Below are 23,618 nucleotides of genomic sequence, written 5' to 3' on the forward strand. Positions count from 1 at the left end.
AAACGGGTAGTTCTGCCGGATGCTGGGTGAGCAAGTTGCTTTGCTTTCCCGGGAGTTGATCCTTCGCGCGCCTCCGGGCTACGTGATGCGCGGCTGCGACCGGTCGCGACCGGCAAATCTATGCATGCCGCATCAAGGGATACGCTCGTGAATGTCACTGACCACGACTGTCCGCCCCGCATGCCTCTGCGAGAGATGATCAAGGGCTGGTCGGATGGCGTCACCCGAACAGATCAAGAAGGAATGCCGCCTTCTGGGGAGTCGAGGGTGATGGCCGTCACACGCGAAACCTGCCCAAGGGATGAGGTGAAGCCGAAATGGCGCAGCAGGAGAGAGCTGTCAAAACACGTCGCACGATCATCGAGGCGGCGGCGGCACTCTTCGGGGAGTTCGGCTACAACGGCACCTCCACTACAGACATTCTCGAACGCTGCGGCGTGACGCGTGGTGCGTTGTATTTCCACTTCCCGAACAAGCTGTCCATCGCCGATGCGGTAGTCGCCCTACAGGACGAAGCCCTCGGACCGCCCGAGCGCGAGGTCAAGGTCCAGGCCATGATCGCGTTGTCGTATCAGTACGCGTGGGGGTTGATGTACGACCCAATGCTGCGCGGTGTGGTGCGGCTGGCGGTGGAGCAAGCCACGTACAAAAAGCCGGATGACCTGTCCTACCGGGGGCCGAAGAAGGCTGTCCTTGAACTGCTGCGACAAGCCGAGCGGCGAGGCGAACTCCTGCCTGGCCTTGAGCTGGAGGCGGTTGCCCAATTCTTCGTGGGGTCCTTCACCGGCGTCCAGGTCTTGTCCGAGGCGTCAACGGGCCGTCAGGATCTGCCAGAGCGCGTCACTGAGATGTGGCGGATCATCCTGCCTGGCCTGGTCACCCCCGGCATTCTCACCAGACTTCGTATCCCGGATCTGCCTGGCGGAACACGTCCTGACGGTCGGCTGTCAGCGTAGGGCGACTGGGCCGACTTCGCCGTTCGGCTGCCCGTGACGGTGATCTGCGAGATGCTCGGTGTCCCAGAGGCCGACGGCGGGCTCGTACGCGGCTGGTCCAACGACCTGTTCCTGACCGGCCAGCACGAGCGGATCGACGCGGCCTCACACACGCGATTGAAACAGCCACGAGAGACAAACCACTCAACCTCTCCTGCCTGGGCTAACACACCACCGGTAACTCCATGTCACGGTTCAGCCAACTGCTGTTCCCACCCTTCACTGCCCCGAGTTGACTCGATCGGACCTGCGACGAGCAAGTCCGACCTAGCATGCTGTCAACGATCGAGGAGGGGATGATGAGCCGCCTCTTGCGGGCTGCGGAGCAGCAGGTGACCGTTGAACGTGGCCAGTTCGCTCTATGCGACAGCGAGATTCCCTTTGAGGACGACCCTTGGGCCCTGCCTGGCCTCGGTGGCCATCAACTTGCCGTGAGCCGAGGCGGTGCCATGGTCGCGAGTACCGTGGCTGCGCACGACACAGTGGTTCGCTTGGAAGTCTGGGATGGCCAGCCGCAGCAACGGGAAGGGGCTGCGCTGGGTGAAGCGAAGTTGGAAGTGCCCTCGGGCTCCGTGTTCGCCTGGTCGGTGCCGCATGGCCCTGCTGGCGATCCGCTGGAGCTGGATGGGGAGGGCACCTACAACTTTCGTGTTGTCCGATTCGGGGGCGGCCCTGAAGCGCAAGCGCGTCAGCAAGCTGCCACCCCCCCACTCTTCACTGGCCTGGAGCGGTACGAGATCCAGATGTGGCGGTGCTCCGCGTCGCAGTAGACGCGGAGCACCTGGAAATGACGGGATCAGGGGTCGATCTGGACGTAGAACTCGTCGTTGTGCAAGATCCGATCGGCCACGTACCAGTTGTTCAGGTCCGTTCCTGCGTTGCCGTTCTGGGTTTTGTCGAGGTACTGGACGGAGAAGTTTCCATCGCCCTTGCCGGCGCCTTCCCAAGTGGAGGCGAAGGGATACTCGTCACATTCCTGGTCTGGCTGATGGGTGAGCGCCGCGCACGTATTGCTGACGACTGCTCGATTCTTGTTGTACCGGGTCGTCGCTGCTCCGTCCCAGCTCGACATGAGCCGGTGCAGTGGCTTGCCCGAGGCTGGGCTGCCAGGTATGGACTTGGTTCCGCCGCCGGGCAATGGCGGGTAGGTCGCGGCCGGGTTGGTCTGAGCGAGGTGGATGTGGGCGGCGACGGCACCGTGTCGAGACGACGAGAGGCTGTAATGCATGACTGCCTTCACCCGGTCGAATATTCCCGCGCCTTTGGAACCGAGGTAGGAGGCGGAGTCGAACCGTACACCGTTTTGCAGGATGTTGTTCCCGACGGTGTTGTCCACGGCTCCCCACTGGCCCACGCTGCATCGGGACACGAAGTCTCGGCTGTATCCATCGGTCTTCGCAGAGGAGATGGTGAAGATCGCTGTCTTCCCGTTCTCCCACTCGGCTTGGGACTGTGGGCCGTCCCCGTGGACTGAGCACGGCTTGTTGCTGCCGTCTACACCGCTGTATCCGTTGGTAGCCCAATAGACTCGCAGAGGCGGATCAGCCGGTGGCTTGCCTATGACTTTGAAGTTGTCGAAGCCTGTCTCGAACCGGATGGCGCGGGAGCCTTTCGTGCCTTGACCAGCCGTGGTGCAACGGTAGGTGACGATGCCCACGATCTTTTTGTCTTCGACCCAATAGTATCCGCACTTTCCTGACTGGCAGTAGTTGTAGTGGTTGAGAACGCGCTCGCCCTTCTTACTGCCGAACAGAGAGCGGCAAGACGCCACACTGACTTGTGCTGCGGAAGCCGACTCATCAGCAGGATCGTTTCCCCTGATGACGCTAACCTGTTGCGCGGTGACATCTCCGTGTTCGTGTAACTCGGCTGGAACGGGAGTCTCGCCTCCATTGTCAGGAGGTGCGGTGAGCGTCGTACCGATCGGCAAGGTTGGGTGAGTGTCGTCGACCGTAAAGAACACCCCGGTCGCTTGTTGTGGTTTGAACGGCTGGGCGTTGGCGCCGGACGCGGCGAAGAGGACGACGGCTAAGGTCGCCAGAACAGCAGATAAGCAGCGGCGCATACAAGATCCCCCCGATCGTGAACGCCGGTTGCTGACTGGCTAGTACGTTAGTTCAGGGAGCGCACATCTGGCACATGTATATCGGTAAACTTCTTTCGCCTCACTTCTCTCCGCTGAGCACTGGCGGAGGGGACTCCGCGACGCCACGAGCGGTTCGCCGCCGACAGTGTTACGGGACAGGAGTCCGTTCCACGGACGGGATGGACGTACTTGGCTTGGCCCCTGGCGCCACAGGGCGACCGCAGTTACTTCACCCAAGCCCTGTTTCTGGCCCGCAAGATCAATTGCGCTCGGTTGATGACCGAATCGACACCCGAGTAGGGCATAGGGTTGCTACGGTCACGCGTATGACGCTGTCGCTTCCTGCCGCTCGCACTGTTGACTTGCGAAAAGAACCCGTCAGTCACGTACTTGACCGAGTGGAACGGGCTCTCGGGGTGCATCTGGACCGGGAGACGATGGTGCGTAAGCGTCGCTCCGTGGGGGCGCGTACGGACCGGGATTCGTGGGTGCGGATCGAGCGGCGCGGGCTGGACAGGATCGGCAAGCAGGGTTGGGATGGCGCCGCGTGCGCGGAAGCCTTGCAGGAGGTCGCCAAGCCGACCTGGTTCGGCGGCGTGTCTTGGCGGGAGGCCAATGAGGGGGTCATGTGGCGGGCTGATGAGACCGCCCTCCTGCCGGGGGCTCCGGTCGGGACGAGCATTGTGGCCGTGGACCCAGATGTGTCGGACGAGTGGTGGGCGGCGCTGAATGCCTCCCTCGATGCGCTTGCCACACAGCAGTCGAACCGCATCGCCACGCCAGACACTGAGACGATCACGCAGTCGTTGGTGAACGAGACCATTTGGAGCGTCTTTCCCAGGTCGTTGGATACGACTGTCGAGCAGTGGCGGCTGGCCCATGCGGATCTGAACTGGGCGAACGTGACCGCGCCGCAGTTCTCCCTGTTCGACTGGGAGGACTGGGGTATGGCACCGCGTGGGCTGGATGCCGCGACGCTGTGGGGGGCCTCTCTTGCCGTCCCGGCTCTGGCTAAGCGAGTCCGCCATGAGCGGAGGGAGGACTTCGCAAGTCGTGACGGCATGCTGATGACGCTCTTCGTTGCCGCGAAGATCCTCGGTCCTCATGCGCATCCCGAGGATCCCCGCCTCGAACCCGCCCGCGCCGTCTCGGCGCAGGTGATCAAAGAGCTTCAGACGGGTTGAGAGCGCGCCCGTAGCAGCTCTCGGTACTGCTGGATCATGTGGTCGTCGAGCTCCAGGTCCAAGGCGTCGGTCAACTCCCCGAGATGGCCAGGGTTATCAGTGCCGACGGCTACTGCGCTCACGGACGGAAGTCGGTAGGCGGCTCGGAATGCGGCTTGGATCGGCGTCGACGTCCTGGGTTCTCGCAGGAAGATCCTCGGGTCGAACCTGTCCCACACGGCGTCGGCAGTGCTTCCACCGAAGGGACTCATGCCCCACGCCTCTCTCGGCCGCAACCGCTCGGCCAGTCGCTCTGCCGCGTCGAGGATGTCCGCACTCACCAGGAGTCCGGCGCGGGTCATCAGAACATCCGGCCTTGGGAGTTCTCCCTCAGCGGGGATCACCAGTAGTCGTGGGTCCCAGGAGGAGATGCCCCAGCGATCGCAGAGTCCCTGCGCGCAGGCGTCCGCCAAGGTGGAGCACGCGGCCTCCAACAGGTCATCCCGCGTTGCTTCGGTAAGGCTGTGCTCGGGGTTGTGCAGGAACACTACGTCCGGCTCCCTGCCCAGGTCGCTGGCCGCGCGCTCCGTTGCCCTCCGCAGACGATCTGGCGCGAGAGAGTGCTGCGCGCCTGGGAAGTATCCGACCTTCGTGGAAACCGTAAGCCTCGGCAGCAGGTCACTAGCGACGTTTGCCAGGGTTCTGTGCGATTGGAAGTCGAGGTAGTTGCTGCCGGTATCGATCGCTTGAACGCCGAGTTCGAGCGCCCGGGTCAGAAGACGGCGCCCGTGACGAGACCGGTGTAGCCCGAGGACAATTCGGGGGTGAGCGGGGCGCATATCTCCTCCTGAACCAGGATCTCGGCTACCTCAGTCACCTCGGCCCCGGCGACAGCCGTGGCTTGTCGCAACGGAACCGGCTGGCCGCTCAGCAGCAACCTGAGTGCCGGTCGGGCTTTGACTGCGAGGGTGAGCTTCTTCCCAGACGTCACGACGTCGACCGTCTCCCCGTGCTCCTCAATTCGGGGCGGAAAGTGGGCGATGCACACCACGACGTCGAGTGGACCGAAGACGTCGAGATAGGGCACGTGTCGTCCGGGGGTGGTCTGTTGCTCGTACGCGGCGAGGAATTCCTGCGGACCGCGCTCATGGGCCAGCTCGGCGGCGGCTTCGACCAGGGCGTCAGCGCCAGTGCCGTACCAGCGGTCAAGGTCGAGCCGGAAGGTCTCGCGCTCGCGTGACCAGTCGGCTAGCCATGACAGCCAGCTTGCACCCGTTCGTTTTGTGATACCGAAGGTGACGTGCAGACTCTTGCCTGAGCCACTGCGGGTTCGGGTTGCCTGGTGCCAATGCCCTCGGGGGATGTGCATGACGTCGCCCGGCTTGACCACCCCTGCCCAAATGATGCGGTCGCTGGGGGTGTAGTTGGGGTCGGCGTCCCGATACATCGGCGCGGTGCGGGAAGTAGCGCGCACTTCCCACTCCTTCTCCCCCGCGAGTTGCACGATGACCACGTCGTGGTCGTCCCAGTGCAACGGGAACCCGGCAGCATCGTTTGTCGTCAGGTACACGTTCACTTGCACCCGCTCACGCGCCCACCACTGCAAGGCCCGGCAAGCGACTTCCATCGTTGGGTCGAAGACGTTGACCTGGTCCATGATGAGCGTTGCCCCCTCTCGCAGGAGGTCGCCGAGGCGGTGCATGTTGACCATGGGAATGCTCTGCCCACGGGGACTGACGCTGTCAGTCAAATAGACGGCGGGATGTACCTCTTCCCCTTTACGGAAGAGCCGGAACTGCGGGCGGTACAGGCTGCGGCGCATGGCGATGTCAAGGAGCCGGTTTGCCGTCAGGACGCGGGTGAGAAGTTCTTCGTCATCCACACGGCCTTGCGCGAACTCCTTACCGAGGGCTCCGGCCCCGTCCCAACCAAGGGCCGTCTCGATGGCGCTGACTAACCGGTGTTGCACACTGCCTCCTCATGAGTGCCGATCATGGTGACGGGGCGGCGGAGGTCGGCGCAGTGCCGGCCCCCGCCGCCTGGTGCGCTACTCGACGTCGTTCAGATTGCCGTCGCCACCGGGCCACGGCGCATCGCCGGAGGACCCTGCGTTGTCGGACCGCAGGCTGTCATAGCGGTCCTGGACGGCTGTCAGTTCTTCCACCGCCACCAGAAGGGTGCTCTTGTCGGCGGGCGGCGTTGCGCTTTGTGCCACCTCGTGCTCCTTCCTCTTCGGTACTTCCACCCACTGCCGGGCGGAAGGTCTGAGTCAACCCGCGCCCCGGCATCGGGCAGAAGCGGGGTTTCGGACGTGCGCCGCACACCCGGTCGGTGCTGATGGCCGATTAGACCGTGTGCTAGACCGTGTGCTTGGTGAGCTCGTCTGTGGTGCGCTCTGCGGGGATGCTGCGGTCGTTTTGCAGTCGCCACAGCTCGCTGAACAGGCCAGGATTCTCTACGAGTTCGTCGAAGGTTCCCTGCTGAGCAATGCGGCCATGGTCGAGGACGATAATGCGGTCGGCGATGGCGACATTGGTCAGGCGGTGGGTTACGAGAACGACGGCGCGGGTGGCGGCTAGGTCACGCAGCCCGGTGAAGATGCGGTGTTCGGCGCGGGGGTCGAGGGCGGCGGTGGGTTCGTCGAGGACCAGCAGTCCTGCGGGGCGGTGGAAGGCGCGGGCGATGGCGATGCGTTGCCACTGCCCGCCGGAGAGTTCCTCTCCGCTGAGCCATTCACGGGCCAGGAGGGTGTCCAGCCCTGAGCGCAGTTCCTTGACCACGTCGTCGGCTCCGCTGGCGTCACACGCGGCCCACACTGCCGCGTCGCCACCAGGTGTGGGCTGGCCGAGGGTGATGTTCTCCCGGGCGGACAGCGGCCAGCGGGCGTATTCCTGTGGCACCACGGCTACCCGTTGCCATGCCGCGAGCGGGTCCATCTCCTGGCTGTCGACGCCGTCCCACATGACGCTGCCGGAGGTGGGCACGTACAGTCCTGTCAGTAGCTTGGAGAGCGTGGTCTTGCCGGAGCCGTTCTCCCCGACCAGCGCCAGCACTTCGCCCCGCCGTACCGTCAGCGTCACGCCGTCCAGGGCGTTGCGCTGTGATCCCTCGTAGCGGTAGACGAGGTTCTCCGCCCGGATCTCCTCTGGGTCCTTCGGCGTGAGTGTGCCGCGGCACAGGCGGTATCCGCCGGCCTCGTCGACGAAGGTCGACCAGTCTTCGAGGTACATCCCGATGCGGAACGTCCGGGCGCCACCTGCGACGAGGCTCTGCACGGACGAGGTGACCGTTCTCAGTGCCAGCACCGCCGTGCCCGCCGATGCCACTGATATCCGACCGGTGGCCAACAGCATCACCAGTGCCGCCCACACCAGCCCGGAGGCCAGGCCACCGCACGCCGCACCCAGGAGGGCCATCAGCGCGCCCCGGCCCGCGGCCTGCCGTTCTGAGGCGTTGACGCGTTCGGCGATGCGTCGATAGGTGCTCAGAAGGAAGGAGGCCATCGTTCCGGCGCGGACCTGGTCGGCGGTGTGGGCTTCAGTCATGTGCCAGCGCAGCGCGGACAGCATCCGGCGTTGGCCCCATGTGCGAACGACCGCTAGGTAGGCGGCCTTGGCGCTTTGTACCTGTGCCGTTCCCTGCGGGAGCGCGGCGAGCACAAGCAGCGGTAGCAGCACCGGGTGTACGGAGGCCAGCACGGCGGCTCCTGCGGCCAGCGACGCCATCGCTGATATCAGGTCCTGGCATCCCTGGAGCAGGTCCCGGACAAAGTCCGCGCCACGTTCGGCTGCCTGCCTTCGATCACCGAAGCCGGGGCTGTCGTAGGCTGCCAGCTCGGTGGTCACCGAGGCTTCCAACATCAGCAAATGCGCTTCCTCGGCCATCACAGGAGCCAGCCGCGATGACAGCCATGTCACCACGATCGTCAGCAGCGCGCGTACGCCAGCCGCTGCGATCATCACAGCGACCGACGGCCAGGCCGACCACAGCCGGTGTGTCACGTCGCCGGAAGAGATCAGCGCCGTGATCGTGCCTGTGGTTGCCAGCAGGCCCATGCCCTGCGACGCCCCCGAGATCACCTGGCAGCCGAGCAAGCCGATCACAGACCGTCGGTCTACCTGCCAAACGAGTTGTAATGACCGTCCCACCAGCCGTGGCAGTGACCGCGCCATCCGCCGCGCCGTGATCGACTTCCCTGCCTCCCAATGAGAATCCCCGTCGAGCCGGAATTGCAGCTCCTCGCTGGGTACCTCCGAGACAGCCGCCTCGGTCATACCGCTCCCTCCATATGCTCAGGCAGTTCTCTGGCCATGCGGGAGCGGTACGGGATTCTTACCGCGCGCGTGGAGTTCCGGCTTTCGTGCCTGAGCTGTCAGATCGTTCGGACATCGTCGTGCTTGTGATCACGGCCGCTCGTCCCAACCGACGATCGAGAATGGCTGGCCGTCTTGTACATGGCGCAGGGCGACGGCCGTGTAATCGACCATCGGTGCGGGTAGTGCGTCCAGCGGCCACCAGCCAAGGTGTGCGCAGCGGTCGGGTTCGGCGTTGGCTGGTTCGCCTTCCCACCGTTGGGCACGGAAGAAGAGTTGGATGCGTGGGTCGTCTTCGACCGTGGCGTGGTGGACGGTGTGGACCAGTTGCAGGTCCTCTTCGGCGATGCGGATGTTCAGTTCTTCGGCGGCCTCTCGTACCGCGCACTCGGTGACCGTCTCACCGGCCTCGAGGTGGCCTGCGGGAACGTGGTAGTGCTGGTCACGCCATCCGGTGCCGGCTCGCAGGCCCAGCAGGACGGTGTGGTCGCGTTGCAGGATGAGGTGGACGCCGATGACGGTGCGGTAGCGGCCGTCGGGGTACTGCATGGTTGTGCTCGAGAGGTCGGCTTGCGACACGACAGGCTCCTTGCGGCGGTCTGCCCGGCCGCACACCTGCGGAGCCGGTGGACCGCTCGTCGCTGCCCGCTACCGCAGCCGGTGTTGACGCTTACGGCTGTGGGTCGTTGCCGAAGAGCAGGGTCGGTTCGGCAAGAATGTCACGGCCGAGCTCACTTTTGTAGATCTCGTCCACGCTACCGAAGCGGGCCTCCCCGTAGTCGAGTTGAAGCAGCTTGGCAGCCTCTCGCACGGCTGCCTCGTCCGGCCCTTCGATCTCCAGAAACGTGGGCAGGCCCGGCCAGGTGTCGAAGTCGAAGACGACCTCGCCGTACTGCCATTCCTCCCGGTAGTTCTCCTGGTAGCGCACCCGCCGCAGGCCGACGGCGCCCAGAAGCTCGGTAGTGGCTTGGAGATCGTTGACCTGGATCTCGATCTCGGTGGTGCCATTGATGCTGCTTGCGTCGGTGACTTGCTTGAGGGTGAGGGTGATCTTGTCGCCCTCGTCACGCAGGCGCAGCCACTGGTTGCCCTGGACGGTGTCGTTCTCGTAGATGACGCGCGTGAGCTTGGTCTGGGACTTGGCCTGCTCGGCGCCGAGCTGGTGGACCTTCTCGCGGAGGGTGTCAACGTCGATGTCGAGGAACTTGGCTTCGTATTCGTGCTTCATGCCTGATGTCCTTCAGACGGTTTCGGGTTGGTGGGTGGCGAGGAGGAACCCCATGCGGTGTTCATGGTCGTTGGGCTGACCGACGTGGGCTCGTTCCGTGAAGACGCCGGTCCGTAGCGTCAACGCAATGTTCCATGCGTAGAAGTTGTGGCGGATGAGGCGCTCGGGCGAGGTGTAGTGCTCCAAGACGTTGTGTCGCTGGTCGATGGGCATCATGAACTCCGCACCGAAGAGTCCCCGGGGGCGCAGGCAGTCCTGCATCCGGCCGACGAAGTCACCCAGTGGTCGCCGATGGTTGACGCTGTAGTGCCACGAGCAACTCGTCCACACAGCGTCGGCCACGCCCTGGAGGGAGTCGATGTTGAGGAAGTCCTCTTCCATGATGTCCACCCGGTCTTCGAGACCCTCGGCCTTGAGACGGGCCAGCAGGCCGGGCGCGTGCGTCGTGGTGCCGCCGGGAAGCACAACGTCTCCGCCATGAATGGCGACCGGGTCTCGTTCGATGGCGATCACGTGGTAGCCGGACGCCACCAGGGGCAGCACGAACTTTCCGTCGGAGGCCCCGACCACCACGACGGCGCCCTCGGCTATCTGCTCCTGGAGAACCGTGTGGAACTGAGGGAAGAAGGTCAGGGTGTGCTGCCACAGGCTCTGGGTCTTCATACCGGGCTCCTGCTGGGCGTGAGGGCGAGGATGGCCTCGACCACTTCGGGCGGCGTGCGTTCTGTGGTGTCCACCGGCTGCATGGAAAACGCCGCATAGGAGTCTTCGGTTCTGTCTACGACGGCCTCGGCCAGCAGGTCCCACCGTGTGGGCGGCTTGCGTCGCCGTGCGAGTCGTCTGCGGCGCACGTCCTCGCTGCAGGTGAGACGGTAGGTGTTCGGCTGTGGCAGATCGTCGGGCAGAGCGACGCCTAGAGTCGCACCCATGGATTGATGAGTGGCCAGGCACCTGGCGAAGTAGCTTTCCACCACGACGCCGACGCCTTCGGCCAAGTGCCTGCGGATCTGCCGGGTGGCCGCGAACAGGGCCGAAAGGTAGAGGCACATGCGCGTGTCCGGACACTCCTGCTGATCGACGAGTCGTCGCAACTGGTGGTAGGGCGCCGGGATGGTCGGCACCAAGATCGCCCCTCGCGCTTCGGCGAGAAGTGGCGCTACGGTGCTCTTCCCAACGCCGCGAAGCCCCTCCAAGCTCTCGAACAGCGGCTGATCAGGCACGGGAGTACACCACGTTCGGGACCGGCAGCGCGATCTCGTCGCCGCTGGTCGGCCGGTGTTCGATGATCCGGCGCTGTTTGTCGTACCAGAAGGCGTGAGCGTCCTTGCCCACGGCCTTGCACGACATGGTCAGCGCGCCCCGCGGGTCCGCCTCGATCCGATCCAGGACGACGGAGCCTGCCGTCGGGGAAGAGGTCATCGGCGCGGGCTCGGCTGAGAGGTCCTCGTCGATGACCATCTCCATGGCGAACGTCGTGGATTCGAGTTGTCGCCGCAGTCGTTCGTAGGCGTGTGTGTCGGTGATGGCCAGCTCTGGGTGGTCGGCGGCGAAGCCGACGAGGCGCAGGCAGTGCAGCTTCAACTGCCTGACCCCGTAAGTCTCCAGCACGCATGCCAGCGGAACGACCTCGCTGATGTTCCGGGAGTTCACGGTCATCGTGACTCCGGTCGGTACCCCGAGGTCCCGAGCCGCGGCGAGCGTGCGCAGTGCTGCGTCGAAGCTACCTTTCTTCCGCAGCTCATCGTTGGTGTGGCTCAGCCCCTCCATGGAGACTCGGAGTAAGTCGATCTGTCCGGCCAGGGCCGGAAGGTGGCGTTCGATGCGGTAGCCGTTCGTGCAGATCTCGACGCGCATCCCCAGCTTCTGCTTGGCGTGCTCGATGACCTCGGGCAGCGGCCGGTAGAGGAAGGGCTCACCGCCGAGGAGAGTGACGGCCTCGGTGCCGTAGTCGCGGTGCACCAGCTCCAGCAGGTCGATTGCTTCGGCAGGGCTGTAGGCGTCCTTGTGGCTGAGCCGCTCGCCATGGAAGCAGAAGGTCCCGCACTCGAAGTTGCAGCGGTAGAGCAACTGCAGGTACAGCATCCGGATCTTTTCGATTCCGGTCACATCCCTGATCACCGAGGCTCCTCCTGAACAGTCGGGGTCGGCTGTGCTGGGAGACGATGCTGGCCTGGCGGCAGGGACGGCGGTACCGTCTCGGCGGACGCCTCCGGGACGTCCTGGGACGTTTCACGTGCCCGCTGGAAGGGCGCTGCGCAACGCGGCCATCAGAGCGGAAGTGTCGCGAAGGTCAGGAAGGACTGTCCCGGCTCCGGCCTGGCGAAGTTCGTCGGCGCTGTGGATGCCGGACGCGACGGCGATGACACCGGCGTCGCTGGTCAGAGCTGCATCCACGTCGCGTGGCGTATCGCCGATCAGTACAACGGGCGTGTCCGTTGGCAGCCTGTACGCGGCGTGCACGCGCTTGCGTGCCACATCGACGAGGGCGGCACGATCGGCGGAGTCCGCCCCGTAAGACCCGACAGAGAGATCCACGAACTGGTCGAGGTCGAACGCCGCGAGCTTCATCCGGGCGTTCGCGGCGATGTTGCCGGTCAGCACGGAAGAGACCATGCGGTGATCGGCCCGCACAGCGCGCAGCGCATCGGGTACTCCAGGCAGCACTCTGCCGCGCAGCCGCAGCTGCCCGCTGTGGGCGGCCCCAGCCGTCTCCAGCGCTGACAGCGCACTTGGCCAGTCTGGAGCCGGCAGTCCATGCTGCCGGAACATTTCCGCGAGGATCAGTCGGTCCGTCCGGCCTTCCGTTGGGGCGGGCGCCATCGGCTTCTGCCGGGCAAGCTGGGTGAAGGCGGAGGCATAGATCTCCTTGCTCACACCGGCATTTTCGATGAGCGTGTGGTCGATATCCCACAAGACGATGACTGGCACCAGACCAGCGTAAACACGCCGAGACGGCCAAGGCGTTGAGGTCCTGCTGGACGCTTCGGAACGCTGAGACATCCTTGCCCAACACGCACCGTGTCCGCTTGGATGGGCAGTGTGAACGAGCGTCCGAATGAGCGCCTTCGCTTCGTCCTCACCCAGCGGGGCATACCTCCCGAAAAGTTAGCTGAAGTCTGTTCAGTGGATCCCAAGACGGTGGACCGCTGGATCAGCACCGGACGGACACCGCACCGACGGCACCGATTTGCCGTCGCCCAGCGCCTTGGCGTGGAGGAGACCTACCTGTGGCCGCCAGCCGGTGCGACTGCGGGTCCAGGCGAAGCCGCCGCGCGATCAGAACTCATCGACGTCTACCAGAACCGCGCCAGCGTTCACCGCGATGTGTGGATCTCCCTGCTGCTGGGAGCAGTTGAGCAAATAGACGTCTTGGTCTTTTCCGGCACCTTCTTCGCCCAGAGCAATCCGCGGGTGGCCGCCATGCTCGCTGAGCGCGCCTCAGACGGCGTACAGGTGCGGCTGTGCTTCGGGGACCCAGAGGGACGAGCGGTTGCCATCCGCGATGCTGAAGAGGGCCTTGGCGGTACGCTCGCCGCCAAGATCAAAGCCTCCCTGACGTACTACCGGAAACTCCCTGGCGTACCCGGATGCGAGGTGCGACTGCACGACACGACGCTGTACAACTCGCTGTTCCGCTACGACGACATTCTCATGGTCAACCCTCACATCTGGGGCCAGCCAGCCAGCGCCAACCCACTGCTCCATCTCCAACGCCTCGATGGCAGTGGATGGTTCGACCACTACATGGCCAGCTTCGACGCCGTCTGGGAGACCGCACGCCCCTGGGCAGCCGAGCGATAGGAGAAACACCACCGTGGGCAGGATTGAGTACTACCACGATCCATCGGCCCCGAAGGCCAACACCCTTATCCCCGCCAGCAATCTCCTGGTGGTCAACGGCGAAGGAGCAATCCTCCTGCAGCGCCGCCGGGATACCGGGCAGTGGGCTCTTCCCGGCGGTGCGCAGGATATTGGCGAAAGCGCGGCCCAATGCGCGGTTCGCGAATGCCAGGAGGAGACCGGAATCCTCGCCGAGGTCACCGGGCTGCTCGGGGTGTACTCCGAGCCCAAGCACATCGTCGCCTACACCGATGGGGAAATCCGGCAGCAATTCGAAGTCGCCTACATCGGACGACCGATTGGCGGGGAGCCGACCATCAACGACGAAGCGGACGGCGTTCGTTGGGTACGGCCGGAAGACCTTGACCGCTACGACATCCACCCGAGCATGCGCCAGCAGATCGGCGACTACCTGAGTGGTAGCTATCCCTACCTTGGCTGAGGCACGCGGCCCGCGAACCTATGCCGCATCCACTCGTGCTTGCACCCTGGTCACACTCGCGTGGATATCGGGTGCGGCGCGGCGGATGAACCTGCCCACCACGCTGTCGGTGCCGTACCGGTTGACGATCTCCGCGATGCGCTCCTCGGACGAGGTCCGTTTTCCGTCGGGCGTCGTCGTCATGTCGCAGTAGACCAGGGCGTCCAAAAGGAACGGGTCATCCACCAACGGGAACTCGCGCTCCAGATCCTCGCGCAACCCCCGCTCCTCGGCCTCCAGCAGCGCATACGAATGGTTGGCCACCAGCCGAACCAGCAGCTCGTGCGACGCGTGAACGTCCCGCAGGTACCGAGCGCCGTCCAGGGGATGGAACCCGGTGACCGCCAGCGGCGGCGCGTACCCCACGTCGTGCAGCCATGCCGCGGCGACAAGCAAGTCGGCGGACTCCCCCACGACGGGTTCCAGCGAACGGGCGCGGTCCGCGACCCCTTGGGTGTGTGCCCAGCGCCGTGGCAGAGCCTCCGCGAGCTGGGACTCCGCGATGTGCGTTGCCCATCCTTCGAGTCCCACACCGGGCAGTGTAGGTAACGCCGGGTCGCACGGACAGTGGTCTTGACGGGCGTTGCGCGGGATCATGCGTGACTACTTTCTTCCATGAGGTGGGCGAGTGTGACGCGTGCTCGCAAGATGGCTTCGGTGTCCAGGGCAGCGTGGCCGGATCGCAGCCTGGTGAGCGCATCCAGAGCTGCGAAAGCCGGAAGCGCGGCGCGCTCGACGTCGGTCAGATCCTGGCCGTAGCCGTCCAGATATGCCTCGCGAAGGTCATCGCGGTGGATCCACGGCCCGTAGGCGAGTCGGACGGTGTCACGTAGACGCAGGTTCTGCTCACAGCACTCGAAATTGAGCAGGGCGGCTACTTTCTGGGAGTTGTGCCATGATCAGTTGTGGGGCTGGTTGTCGCCGTGGCAGTAAGCAGTGGGGAGTTCGCTCATTTCTGGGCCAGCCAGGACGGCAGCATGCTTGCGAATCAGGGCCTCCTCATCGTCGGAAGGGAGCCTTGAGAGGCGCTGCAGAAGGATCTCCAGCTTGTCCACGGCGTGGTGGATGAAAGTGCTCGCTGGCGCTTTGGGAAGAGCCGCCTTTGGCGTGGCATCGTGCAGCCGACGGATCAGCTGACCGGCTTGACGGTGCAGGGAGGACTCATCGGTGTGCGACAAGCTCAGACTTGCGGCCACCGCTCCCGGCAGACCCGCGGTGACCACGGCGCAGAGGCGGGCGTTTGCAGCGACCAACCGTGGTGCCTGCCCATGCCCGAGGGACGGAACGGCGCGGCGAAGCGCGAAGACCTCACGGTGAAAGAACGCCGGGTTCGGCGGAATCTTGACGAAGTAGCTGGTCCCACTTGGGCGCAGAATCCGCCACGCACGGGACGCGTCCTGCTTCGACGAAGAGTCCCAGCATCCCACGTATTCGCCGACCATCCGGTACACCCACAGCCGCAATTCCGCGGGAAGTTCGGCGGGCTGTGCCCGGCCGCTCACGAGCCCCACCTCCTGGCGGCGGACGTCTGCCCCGCTCCAATTTCGCCTGGTGCCGCTTCGGGCTCAGCCGCGGTGATGGCGCCCTGGTGAGGCACAACGCGGGAGAACATCCAAACGCCGCCCTTGCGCTCGTCGCGGCGGAGGGCACGCACCAACCCGCCTCGTTCGAACGGCAGATGTGCGCCGATGGTGTTCTCGTGAAGTGGCATGCTGCTTCCGGTTCGCTCGTGTGATCGTGAAGTGGGCGGTGGTGTGGCGCGAGCGATTACGCAGCTGGCTGGCCCCAGACCAAGTAAGCGGTCCTTCCCGTCCCGGCGGCCGCAGTGGCGGCTCGGATTCGCCGCTCTTGGCACGGCCTGACGTAGTTGCTGAGCCGTGCGAGTGGGACAAACCCGTAGGCATCCAGCTCCGCTTCCTGCAGTGCGCTCTCTGCCGCGCGTGGGATTGTCCAGCCGCGGAAGACGAAGGTGATCCCTTCGACCGCGTCCTGCCTCCGGTTGGTCGGCGTGGAGTCGACTGCCAGAAGTTCGATCCTGGACAGTGTCAGGCCGGTCTGCTCGCGGATCCCACGGCGTGCCGCTTCGTGCGGTGTCTCGCTCGCGTGTGTTCCGCCGCCCGGCAAGGTCCACCCGTCGTCGCACGTTTCATGCGGCTTGACCAGCAGCACCTTCCCGGACTCGTTCAGGAAAAGAGCGACGCCGTTCACCCGTCGGCGTGTGACCTTGTACGTGGACCCTCCTTGCTTGGGAAATCCGGTGAAGGCGAGTAGGTCGGGGCGCATGTGTCGGAGTCCTTCCCGGTGCTGGGCGCCCTCGATGCCTGGGCGATTCGTTCAGGACGATCTAGGCGTACATCGGCATGAGGCGCCTCGGTGTGCCGCAGCTGACTGTCGGCCGCGGATCGACTACGCCTTGGGCGCCAGGTGGATCGGCAGGGCACGCAGGCCATGGGCGATGAACGACTCGACCGGCTGGAGCCGTTCGGCGTCGATGGCGAGTTGAAGACCGGGGAAGCGGCCGAAAAGCGCGGGAAGCGCGATATGGGCCTCCAGACGAGCCAGGGGCGCGCCGAGGCAGTGGTGGACGCCGTGGCCGAATGCCAGGTGGTCAGTGTGGGGGCGGGTGATGTTGAACTGGTCTGCGTCAGGTGCGTGATGGGCGGGGTCACGTCCGGCGGCGGCGTAAGCAGGCAGGATCGCTTCACCCTTGCGGATCGTGTGGCCGCAGGGGGTGGGGATGTCTTCGACGGCGAAGCGCAACGGCAGGCTGGCGATGCTGGGTGCCCATCGCAGAGTTTCTTCGATCACGTCGCTCCACGACGCCGTTCCTGTGCGAAGCAGGTGGAGTTGGTCCGGGTGGGTGAGCAGGGCGTGAACAGCGTTGCCGATGAGGTTGACGGTGGTTTCGTGGCCGGCGCCGATGACCAGTAGCAGGGTGTCGACCAGCTCGGGGTCGCTCAGGCGCGCGTTGCCGTCTTCGTCGCGGGTGGCGATCAGCACGCTGGTCATGTCGTTACCGGGGTTGGCGCGCTTGAGGGCGATGAGGTCGGCGAGCAGCTCATGGATCTCACGCCAGGTGGTAGCGGCCTGTTCTGGGGCCGCGGCGGCGGTAACGATGGCTTCGACAAGGCGGGCGGTCTCAGCGCGTAGGGCGTCGGGGAGACCGAACAGTTCGCAGATGACCTGCATGGGCAGCGGGTGGGCGAAGGCAGTGCGGAGGTCCACAGGTTGTCCCGTGGGGGTGGTGGACATGGCATCGAGTAACTGGTGAGTGATCTCTTCGATGCGTGGGGCGAGGGCCTCGGTGCGGCGGGCGGTGAACGCCGGGGCGATGAGTTTGCGCAGGCGCCGGTGGTCGGGGCCGTAGGCGGTGAACATGTTGGTGACGCCGATCCACTGGTGCAGCCACGAGGCGGGAGTGATCTCGCCGCGCTGCCAGACCGGCCAGTGCTGCCGGGGGTCCTTCGAAACCCGCGGGTCGGCTAGGAGCTGTTTGAGGAAGTGGTGGCTGGTGATCGCCCAGGCGGTGATTCCGCCGGGGAGCTCTACGAGGGCTGCGGGGCCGAGCTCGCGGAGGCGGGCTGCCTCACCGTGGATGTCGGTGCCTGTGGGGTCGATGGCGACGGGCTGCTGTTCCATGGGGTGGCTCCTGTTTGGTCGGGGCTGATAGGGGAGAAGCGGGCCGGGAGGGCGGAGAGGGCTCGGTGGAAGGGGCCGGGGCGCCACACCAACTGCTCGTAGGGCACGGCGAGCTCGATGTTGGACAGCCATCCGGTGAGGCGCTCGATCGCGGTGGTGGCGATCAGGAGCGCGTGCTGCTTGACGGGGCAGGCGTGCGGCCCAGCGGCCCAGGCGAGGTGTGATCGCTCGCCCGAGCGTGCCTGGCCGGGCGCGGTGTGGGCTGGCTGGGTGCTAGCCGCAGCGTAGGAGACCAGGACGAGTTGCCCGGCGCGGATCCAGGTGCCGTGGAAGTAGATGTCCCGTAGCGGGTAGTGAGCGGAGTAGTTGGCCATGGGCGGGTCCTGCCACAGGACCTCATTGATGGCATCCTGTGCGGTCAAGGCGCCGCCGGTCAAGCTGCTGTAGTAGCGGTCGTCCGAGAGCATGCGGCCCAGTGCGTTGCCGATCAGGTTGGTGGTGGGCTCGTGCCCCGCTCCCATGGTCAGGATGATCTGGTCGACGACTTCCTCTGGGCTGAGCCCTGCGGGGTGGTGCATGAACCAGGAGGTCAGGTCATCTCCGCGCTGTTGGCGTTTGAGGGCGACGAGTTCCCTTACGTACTGGCCGTAGGCGGTGTTGGCTTCTGCTGCCTCTTCGGGGCTGTTGCCTTCGAGCATCCCGGCCAGCGCGGCGATGAGGCGCTCGCTGTAGTGGTCGGGCAGTCCGAAGAGGGTGTTGAAGACCAGTAGCGGCAGGCTGCGAGCGTACTGCGCGATCAGGTCGCACTGGCCCGCGCCGCCGAACTCGCGGATGAGCCGGTCGGCGCAGTGTTGGACCAGGAGTCGCAGTTCGTGGGGTTCGACGAGGTCGAAGGCATCGACGATGACGTGCCGGTAGCGGGCGTGAGCCTCGCCGTCGCTGAAGAGCACGTTGCTACGCCAAGCCAGCATCGGCAGCACGGGCGAGTCCGGTGGGATGGTGACCTGCCACCGGCGCGGGTCCTTCGACCAGGTACTGGTATCGCGCAGCAGTTCCAGCGCAACCTGGCGGTCGGTGACCAAGAGCGCCTCGACACCGGGGGCGATCTCAACCGGCGCGACAGGACCGTGGAGCCGCAGGTGCGCGTAGAAGGCTTGAGGGTTGGCGGCGAACTGAGGGCCATAGAGCTGGACTACACCGGGTGCGTCAGCATGGGCCGGGCAGTTCGGCGGAGGTCCCGGTGGCTGTGGAGAGTAGGGCGTTGTCACGCGGGCTCCAGGTGCGTGTGGGCGATGACGTGCTCGACCAAGGCGATCAGCGCGTCGAGTGATTGGTCGCGGCTGCGGGCGTCGCACAGGACCAGTGGGGTGTCGGGGCGCAGGTCGAGGTGGTCCCGCAGCGTGTCCAGGTCGTATGTCGGGGCTTGGGGGAAGGCGTTGACGGCCACGGCGTACCGCAGCCCCGCCTCCTCGATGAGGTCCATAACTTCGAAGGACTCGTCCAGGCGGCGGGTGTCGACCATGACCAAAGCGCCGAGTGCTCCCTGAGCGATGTCCTCCCAAAGCAGGCGGAAGCGTCGCTGTCCCGGAGTTCCGAACAGGTACAGCACCAGGTTGTTGGGAAGGGTGAGGCGTCCGAAGTCGATGGCCACCGTGGTGGTGGTCTTGTGCTCGGCTTCTGCCAGGTTGTCGACGAACGCACCGGCCTGCGTCATCACTTCCTCCGTGTGCAAGGGCGCGATCTCGGAGATGGCTCGGATGAGCGTGGTCTTGCCGACGGCGAAGGGTCCGGCGATGAGAAGTTTGATCAGTACCGGATCGTTCCCGGTCAGGTACCTGGGGTCAGGACTTGAGCGCGCGGAGTCCATCGAGAACCTTTTCCATTGTTTCGATATCGGGCCCGGTGGCCTGGGGAATGGGAGGGCGGGCGTGCAAGAGCCCGGCGCTGACCAGATCAGCCACCAGGACTTTGACGATGCTGACGGGCAGGCGCAGATACGCTGCGGCATCGACCAGCGGCAAAGCCCCCGGCTGGATCAGTTCCAGCACGCCGCGCTGCTCCGGGCCCAAGCCGACTGGTATCTCCTCGCAAGCGGCGTGCAACGTGGTGAGCCGGTCGAGATGGTTGCGGCTGGGATGAGCGCGCCCGCCGGTTGCCAGGTAGGCGGGCACGAGCCGTCTGCTGTGCCTGCCGCCGGTCATCCCTGCGCATCCCCGGCGGGCTCGCGTGCCGGACTGGTCATGACCTTCTCTCCCAGGGACTTCACCTGGACCTGCATCTGATGCGCCACCACCCCCAAGTTGACTTCCGGACTGGCGAACACGGCCAGATAAGCGTTCCCTCCGGCGGGGATGACGAAGACGAAGCCGTCGTCGGATTCGATGATGGTCTGGCGCAGCCGGGGCTTCGGGTTACCGGAGAAGGCCTGTGTGGCGGCGCGGGCGGCCCCTTGAAGAGCTGACATCATCGCAGCCGCACCTTCCGCTTCCTCCTGCGTCAGGTCCGCAGAGCGGCCTTCGATGAAACCGTCGCCCGACAACACCGCGGCGTGAACCACGTGCGGAAGTTCCAATAGCGGGCCGAGCACCCACGACTTGCCCTCGGTCGCCTTCCGGAATGCGTTCATGAGGTCGCCTTCCCTTCTGCTTGCTGGGCGCCAGGCTCCACTGCAGCCCGGCCCGATTCAGTGCCGGCTTGGAACGCTGCCCAGCGCTGACCTGCCTCCTCCGGCGTACGGTCCGGGGCCGCCTCACCGCGCCTCGGTCCGGGCTGGGCTCCGGTGGGCTGACGTCGGCGTCGACGCGGTAGGACCTCCCCGGTAGCCGCGGGCGCAGCTGCGGGAGCGGTGGCGGAACGATGGCGTGGGGCCATCGCGGACATGGGCTGGGCCTCGGGATCCATGCGCGTGAGCAGGGCGCCCGGGAGGTACACGATGGCTCGCACGCCCCCGTAGGGGGACGGCTCGACGCGGACCGCAAACCCGTGTTCGTGGGCCAACTGCCCGATCGCAGGGAATCCGATCTGAGGCGGGTCACCGAGCTCAGTGAGCAGCACGGGAGCCCGACCGGTCATCAAGCGTTCCGCGCGCTGGAACTCCTCGGGATGCATGCCGATCCCGGCATCGTCGATGACCACCGAGGCACCCTGATGGCCCTGCAGCAGCACGACTTGAACCCGCAGGTCCGGGTGCGAATAGTGGAGCGCGTTCGCCAGCAATTCGGCGATGGTGATGGCGACGGGCTCCACCGCGCGGGCAACCACACCGAACGGCTCACGCAGTTGGTTGCTCGCCTGGACCCGCTCATACCCGCGCACCCGCGACCCCGCACCGACCACGATGTCGGCCAGATAGGAGTCTTCACGGATCAGCCCCGTCCAGGACGCTCCACACACCACAGCTGTGGCCTGCACCCGACGCAGCGTCTGCTCGTTGAGAAAATCAGCAGCAAGCAGATCCTGCGCAATGTACGGGTCGTCGTATCGCTCCTGCATCTGCTGCAGAACGCTCTGCAACTGGTACAGCATGGCCTGAATCGTGCTGGTGGACCCCCGCATCGCAGCCCGAGCCGCGGAATCGACACGCAGCCGCTCCTTGGTGACAGCCTCGCGAACCTGCTCCAGCACCAAGCCCAGAGCACGCTCGATATCCGTTCCGGCGAACCGGTCATCCAGCAAGCCCCGGACAGGTACGTGCGGGTGCGCCAGCGACCTCACCAGATCCGGAATGCGAGCCCCGGCCAAGTGCCCGACCTCAGCCTCCAGGGACTGCCACAGACTTGTCAGGTGAGCGTTCCCCTCCTCCACCGCCGCGCAACGCTCAACTTGAGCCTTCCTGCCCAGCCAACTGCGGATGAGGAAAGGTGCCATGCCAAGGGCTGCAGCAGTGGCCCCCGTCAGGGACGCCACTAGCACCCCCGGTATCTGCATCATTGAAGGTCCTCGCTATAGGGACGACGGATGCTCAAGGCTTCGTCGACTGAACTGGGAGAAAGTAGGAGATCCGGCTTAGCCTTCGCTGCGGCGCTACAGGTGGAGCTGGCCTACCAGGTGTGTCACGTTGGTCGTCAGACCGCGGATCGTGGGAGCGAGCGAGGAGCTGGCGAGATAGAAGCCCAACAGGATGCACATCAACGCCTGGCCGGTTTTCAAGCCTCCCTGCTTCACCAGCAGCAGCACCACGATCAGCAGAAAGAGAACCGTGGATACGCTAAGGACCACTGGCTTTCCTCCAGCGACTGTTCACGCTGCTCTAGCCCAGGTGGCGCGAACCGCTGCGAGTGAGTGATGCAGTTCAGCGCTGTCGGTGACAGGGAACGACGAGCCGTGCGGCAGCAACCAGATGCGGACGCACTCGCGGTGCTGCCATTCGCGACCAGGAACCAGGCAGGAGAAGTCGCCGTAGCGGCATGGAGCCTGGGGCGCGTGCCAACGCCACGCGGCGCCACCCTCCACAGGGATGTGAACCAACAGGTCGGTCATGCAGCACAGCACCGGCCCCACCGGACGATGTAGTTTACGCAATTCATCTAACGCCTTCATCCCGACGCAAAGGCCCGCCTGCACTACGTCTGTGCTAGTCGTCACTATTGAATCCAGTTGGGGGCGCTCCCCAAGACATACATTCCAGGGGAGCTCTGACAGGAGGGACAGCATCGTGACTCCGGTGCGGACAGTGAATGTGATGAGCTAGGGGCGGGCTGTCTGCCCGGCGGCACGATGCTGACCTGGTCTGCGGGACGGCGAAACCGCTTCGGTGGACGCCTTGAGGACGTCTCGGGACGTTTCTGGGTAGCTGCCGCAGCGACTCGACGGGGCACCCCCAAGCCCCACTCGGGACTGTGGTCAAGGTTCTACAGGGCAGCCTCACTGCCGAAGCGAACCGGGACTGAAAACCGACACTCATCCGCCAGTTCGCCGGGGGCAGACAGGACTGCTCCCGAAAGGACTGGTGGATAGCGGCAGGGGCATGCCAACGTGGAGCCCTCCGGAAAAACCCATGTCAGAGAGGTGCTTACCGTGGGCGTAGAGGCTGCTCGGCCCGGTTTCTTCACGACTGTCGAGGCCCTTCGGCTGCGCTCTTGGCTACTCGGACCAGGCCAGCCAAACACGGTCATCGATCAGTTCGACGCCGAGGACTTCACCTTGATCGTGGACGACCGAGCGGACGTCCACATCAGTTCCAAGGACTCCCGTTTCTATCTCGGATGGTTTCCGCTGGGGCGCCCAGGAACCGAAGGAGAGGGCTGGAAGCTCGCGGTCACCGGCACCAACGCGGTCCCCGGGTACAGCATCTCCTTTGACACCGAGACCCCCGCAGAGATCGTCACCACCACCGTGGCCAAGGTCCTGGCCACCTCCCACCCCTTGCAATCGAACAGCGCACGTCGCTAAACGCGTCATCAGCGATTCGCAATACCGGGGGGCTAGTCGTAACTTCTCCCACCCCTACGTGCAGTCAATAGCTAACGTCGGGGCCACATACCACATCTCTTCGGCCTGACCAAACCCCGGACCATCCAGACCATGGGCTCGAAAGTATCCGCCCCTCTGGAGACCGACCGATGCCCGAAGAGAAGCACACGACCCACCAGACGGCTTTCTTGAACCTTCCCAAGGCTGCCGAATATCTCGGGATCTCTCCGAACACTCTCTACGTCTGGCGTCATCGGCGGCAGGGGCCGCCGAGCTTCTGCATGGGGCGCCGCGTCATGTACCGGATTTCGGCGCTGAACGAGTGGGTCAGGCAACAGGAGCAGGCCGACTCACGCTCGAACCCTGCGCTCGATCCACTCAACACCAAGGCACAACCGCGTGCCGGACACACGCAGCGATAGCCCCGGCTGCTCCCACCTTCACGAATGAACATCAGCTAA

The 23,618-nt window shown here is 65.1% G+C and carries 29 protein-coding genes; 8 read left to right on the forward strand and 21 right to left on the reverse strand.

Annotated elements, in window-relative coordinates; translation table 11 throughout:
- The first annotated feature begins 317 nt into the window (after window positions 1-317).
- Window positions 318-956 carry a ScbR family autoregulator-binding transcription factor gene (locus P2L57_RS01160; RefSeq protein WP_275806682.1) on the forward strand — a complete coding sequence of 213 codons (639 nt, stop codon included), beginning with the start codon at window positions 318-320 and terminating at the stop codon, window positions 954-956.
- Window positions 957-1,267: 311 nt separating this feature from the next.
- The gene (locus tag P2L57_RS01170) at window positions 1,268-1,765 is read left to right on the forward strand and encodes a hypothetical protein (protein ID WP_275806685.1); all 498 of its coding nucleotides are present in this window, start codon (window positions 1,268-1,270) and stop codon (window positions 1,763-1,765) included.
- A 26-nt stretch (window positions 1,766-1,791) separates the two neighbouring features.
- Here the strand turns inward: P2L57_RS01170 and P2L57_RS01175 are convergent, their stop codons facing one another.
- Window positions 1,792-3,060 carry a NucA/NucB deoxyribonuclease domain-containing protein gene (locus tag P2L57_RS01175; protein ID WP_275806688.1) on the reverse strand — a complete coding sequence of 423 codons (1,269 nt, stop codon included), beginning with the start codon at window positions 3,058-3,060 and terminating at the stop codon, window positions 1,792-1,794.
- 347 nt (window positions 3,061-3,407) lie between these two features.
- Between P2L57_RS01175 and P2L57_RS01180 the strand changes: the two genes are divergently transcribed.
- Window positions 3,408-4,265: a hypothetical protein gene (locus P2L57_RS01180; protein WP_275806691.1), complete on the forward strand. Its 858-nt coding sequence runs from the start codon at window positions 3,408-3,410 to the stop codon at window positions 4,263-4,265.
- Here the strand turns inward: P2L57_RS01180 and P2L57_RS01185 are convergent.
- From P2L57_RS01185 to P2L57_RS01230, 10 genes are all read right to left on the reverse strand, one after another.
- Window positions 4,253-5,083, reverse strand: a complete 831-nt coding sequence (locus P2L57_RS01185) for an aldo/keto reductase (RefSeq protein ID WP_275806693.1) — start codon at window positions 5,081-5,083, stop codon at window positions 4,253-4,255. The two genes, P2L57_RS01180 and P2L57_RS01185, sit on opposite strands and share 13 nt — an antisense overlap.
- A complete protein-coding gene (locus P2L57_RS01190) occupies window positions 5,017-6,213 on the reverse strand; it encodes a JmjC domain-containing protein (RefSeq protein ID WP_275806696.1) in 1,197 nt (398 codons plus the stop codon). The genes P2L57_RS01185 and P2L57_RS01190 overlap by 67 nt, the downstream gene beginning before the upstream one ends.
- Window positions 6,214-6,291: 78 nt before the next feature.
- A complete protein-coding gene (locus P2L57_RS01195) occupies window positions 6,292-6,459 on the reverse strand; it encodes a hypothetical protein (protein WP_275806699.1) in 168 nt (55 codons plus the stop codon).
- Between the two features lie 142 nt (window positions 6,460-6,601).
- Window positions 6,602-8,518, reverse strand: a complete 1,917-nt coding sequence (locus P2L57_RS01200) for an ABC transporter ATP-binding protein (RefSeq protein WP_275806701.1) — start codon at window positions 8,516-8,518, stop codon at window positions 6,602-6,604.
- Between the two features lie 129 nt (window positions 8,519-8,647).
- Window positions 8,648-9,136 carry an NUDIX hydrolase gene (locus P2L57_RS01205; RefSeq protein WP_275806704.1) on the reverse strand — a complete coding sequence of 163 codons (489 nt, stop codon included), beginning with the start codon at window positions 9,134-9,136 and terminating at the stop codon, window positions 8,648-8,650.
- A gap of 91 nt (window positions 9,137-9,227) precedes the next feature.
- Window positions 9,228-9,785 carry a class IV adenylate cyclase gene (locus tag P2L57_RS01210; RefSeq protein WP_275806707.1) on the reverse strand — a complete coding sequence of 186 codons (558 nt, stop codon included), beginning with the start codon at window positions 9,783-9,785 and terminating at the stop codon, window positions 9,228-9,230.
- A 12-nt stretch (window positions 9,786-9,797) separates the two neighbouring features.
- The gene (locus tag P2L57_RS01215; protein WP_275806710.1) at window positions 9,798-10,448 is read right to left on the reverse strand and encodes a class I SAM-dependent methyltransferase; all 651 of its coding nucleotides are present in this window, start codon (window positions 10,446-10,448) and stop codon (window positions 9,798-9,800) included.
- Window positions 10,445-11,005, reverse strand: coding sequence for a P-loop nucleotide/nucleoside kinase family protein (locus P2L57_RS01220; protein WP_275806713.1), 561 nt, complete (start codon window positions 11,003-11,005; stop codon window positions 10,445-10,447). The genes P2L57_RS01215 and P2L57_RS01220 overlap by 4 nt, the downstream gene beginning before the upstream one ends.
- Entirely contained in the window at window positions 10,998-11,903 is a 906-nt protein-coding gene (locus P2L57_RS01225; RefSeq protein ID WP_275806716.1) for a radical SAM protein, read from the reverse strand. The genes P2L57_RS01220 and P2L57_RS01225 overlap by 8 nt, the downstream gene beginning before the upstream one ends.
- A 111-nt stretch (window positions 11,904-12,014) precedes the next feature.
- The gene (locus tag P2L57_RS01230; RefSeq protein ID WP_275806719.1) at window positions 12,015-12,713 is read right to left on the reverse strand and encodes an HAD family hydrolase; all 699 of its coding nucleotides are present in this window, start codon (window positions 12,711-12,713) and stop codon (window positions 12,015-12,017) included.
- Between the two features lie 102 nt (window positions 12,714-12,815).
- Here P2L57_RS01230 and P2L57_RS01235 point away from each other — a divergent pair, with 102 nt between their 5' ends.
- On the forward strand, window positions 12,816-13,586 hold the full coding sequence (locus P2L57_RS01235) for a helix-turn-helix domain-containing protein (RefSeq protein ID WP_275806722.1): 771 nt from the start codon (window positions 12,816-12,818) through the stop codon (window positions 13,584-13,586).
- 13 nt (window positions 13,587-13,599) lie between these two features.
- Window positions 13,600-14,067: an NUDIX hydrolase gene (locus P2L57_RS01240; RefSeq protein WP_275806725.1), complete on the forward strand. Its 468-nt coding sequence runs from the start codon at window positions 13,600-13,602 to the stop codon at window positions 14,065-14,067.
- A gap of 18 nt (window positions 14,068-14,085) precedes the next feature.
- On the opposite strand, the gene P2L57_RS01245 is transcribed toward P2L57_RS01240, so the two are convergent.
- Complete coding sequence (locus P2L57_RS01245) at window positions 14,086-14,637, reverse strand: HD domain-containing protein (protein WP_275806728.1); 552 nt, start codon at window positions 14,635-14,637, stop codon at window positions 14,086-14,088.
- Between the two features lie 68 nt (window positions 14,638-14,705).
- Between P2L57_RS01245 and P2L57_RS01250 the strand changes: the two genes are divergently transcribed.
- A complete protein-coding gene (locus P2L57_RS01250; protein ID WP_275806729.1) occupies window positions 14,706-14,939 on the forward strand; it encodes a hypothetical protein in 234 nt (77 codons plus the stop codon).
- Window positions 14,940-15,005: 66 nt separating this feature from the next.
- Here P2L57_RS01250 and P2L57_RS01255 read toward each other — a convergent pair whose 3' ends face one another.
- The 9 genes from P2L57_RS01255 to P2L57_RS01295 form a co-directional block, all read right to left on the reverse strand.
- Window positions 15,006-15,608, reverse strand: a complete 603-nt coding sequence (locus tag P2L57_RS01255; protein WP_275806733.1) for a phosphotransferase — start codon at window positions 15,606-15,608, stop codon at window positions 15,006-15,008.
- 265 nt (window positions 15,609-15,873) lie between these two features.
- Window positions 15,874-16,314 (reverse strand): NUDIX domain-containing protein, encoded by a 441-nt coding sequence (locus P2L57_RS01260; RefSeq protein WP_275806736.1) that lies wholly within the window; start codon window positions 16,312-16,314, stop codon window positions 15,874-15,876.
- A gap of 198 nt (window positions 16,315-16,512) precedes the next feature.
- Window positions 16,513-17,745, reverse strand: coding sequence for a cytochrome P450 family protein (locus P2L57_RS01265; RefSeq protein ID WP_275806739.1), 1,233 nt, complete (start codon window positions 17,743-17,745; stop codon window positions 16,513-16,515).
- The gene (locus tag P2L57_RS01270; RefSeq protein WP_275806742.1) at window positions 17,652-19,013 is read right to left on the reverse strand and encodes a cytochrome P450; all 1,362 of its coding nucleotides are present in this window, start codon (window positions 19,011-19,013) and stop codon (window positions 17,652-17,654) included. Before P2L57_RS01270 ends, P2L57_RS01265 begins: the two co-directional genes overlap by 94 nt.
- Entirely contained in the window at window positions 19,010-19,612 is a 603-nt protein-coding gene (locus P2L57_RS01275; RefSeq protein WP_275806744.1) for a GTP-binding protein, read from the reverse strand. The genes P2L57_RS01270 and P2L57_RS01275 overlap by 4 nt, the downstream gene beginning before the upstream one ends.
- Window positions 19,587-19,946 (reverse strand): DUF742 domain-containing protein, encoded by a 360-nt coding sequence (locus P2L57_RS01280; RefSeq protein ID WP_275806747.1) that lies wholly within the window; start codon window positions 19,944-19,946, stop codon window positions 19,587-19,589. The genes P2L57_RS01275 and P2L57_RS01280 overlap by 26 nt, the downstream gene beginning before the upstream one ends.
- Entirely contained in the window at window positions 19,943-20,371 is a 429-nt protein-coding gene (locus tag P2L57_RS01285; RefSeq protein ID WP_275806750.1) for a roadblock/LC7 domain-containing protein, read from the reverse strand. The genes P2L57_RS01280 and P2L57_RS01285 overlap by 4 nt, the downstream gene beginning before the upstream one ends.
- The gene (locus tag P2L57_RS01290; RefSeq protein ID WP_275806753.1) at window positions 20,368-21,675 is read right to left on the reverse strand and encodes an ATP-binding protein; all 1,308 of its coding nucleotides are present in this window, start codon (window positions 21,673-21,675) and stop codon (window positions 20,368-20,370) included. Before P2L57_RS01290 ends, P2L57_RS01285 begins: the two co-directional genes overlap by 4 nt.
- A 93-nt stretch (window positions 21,676-21,768) precedes the next feature.
- On the reverse strand, window positions 21,769-21,963 hold the full coding sequence (locus P2L57_RS01295) for a hypothetical protein (protein ID WP_275806756.1): 195 nt from the start codon (window positions 21,961-21,963) through the stop codon (window positions 21,769-21,771).
- A 798-nt stretch (window positions 21,964-22,761) separates the two neighbouring features.
- Between P2L57_RS01295 and P2L57_RS01300 the strand changes: the two genes are divergently transcribed.
- Together P2L57_RS01300 and P2L57_RS01305 are read left to right on the forward strand one after the other, a co-directional pair.
- On the forward strand, window positions 22,762-23,136 hold the full coding sequence (locus tag P2L57_RS01300; protein ID WP_275806759.1) for an SPDY domain-containing protein: 375 nt from the start codon (window positions 22,762-22,764) through the stop codon (window positions 23,134-23,136).
- A 170-nt stretch (window positions 23,137-23,306) separates the two neighbouring features.
- Window positions 23,307-23,579 (forward strand): helix-turn-helix transcriptional regulator, encoded by a 273-nt coding sequence (locus P2L57_RS01305; protein ID WP_275806761.1) that lies wholly within the window; start codon window positions 23,307-23,309, stop codon window positions 23,577-23,579.
- Window positions 23,580-23,618: the final 39 nt, after the last annotated feature.

It is taken from the genome of Streptantibioticus ferralitis, assembly GCF_029223525.1.
Classification (GTDB): Bacteria; Actinomycetota; Actinomycetes; order Streptomycetales; family Streptomycetaceae; genus Streptantibioticus_A; species Streptantibioticus_A ferralitis.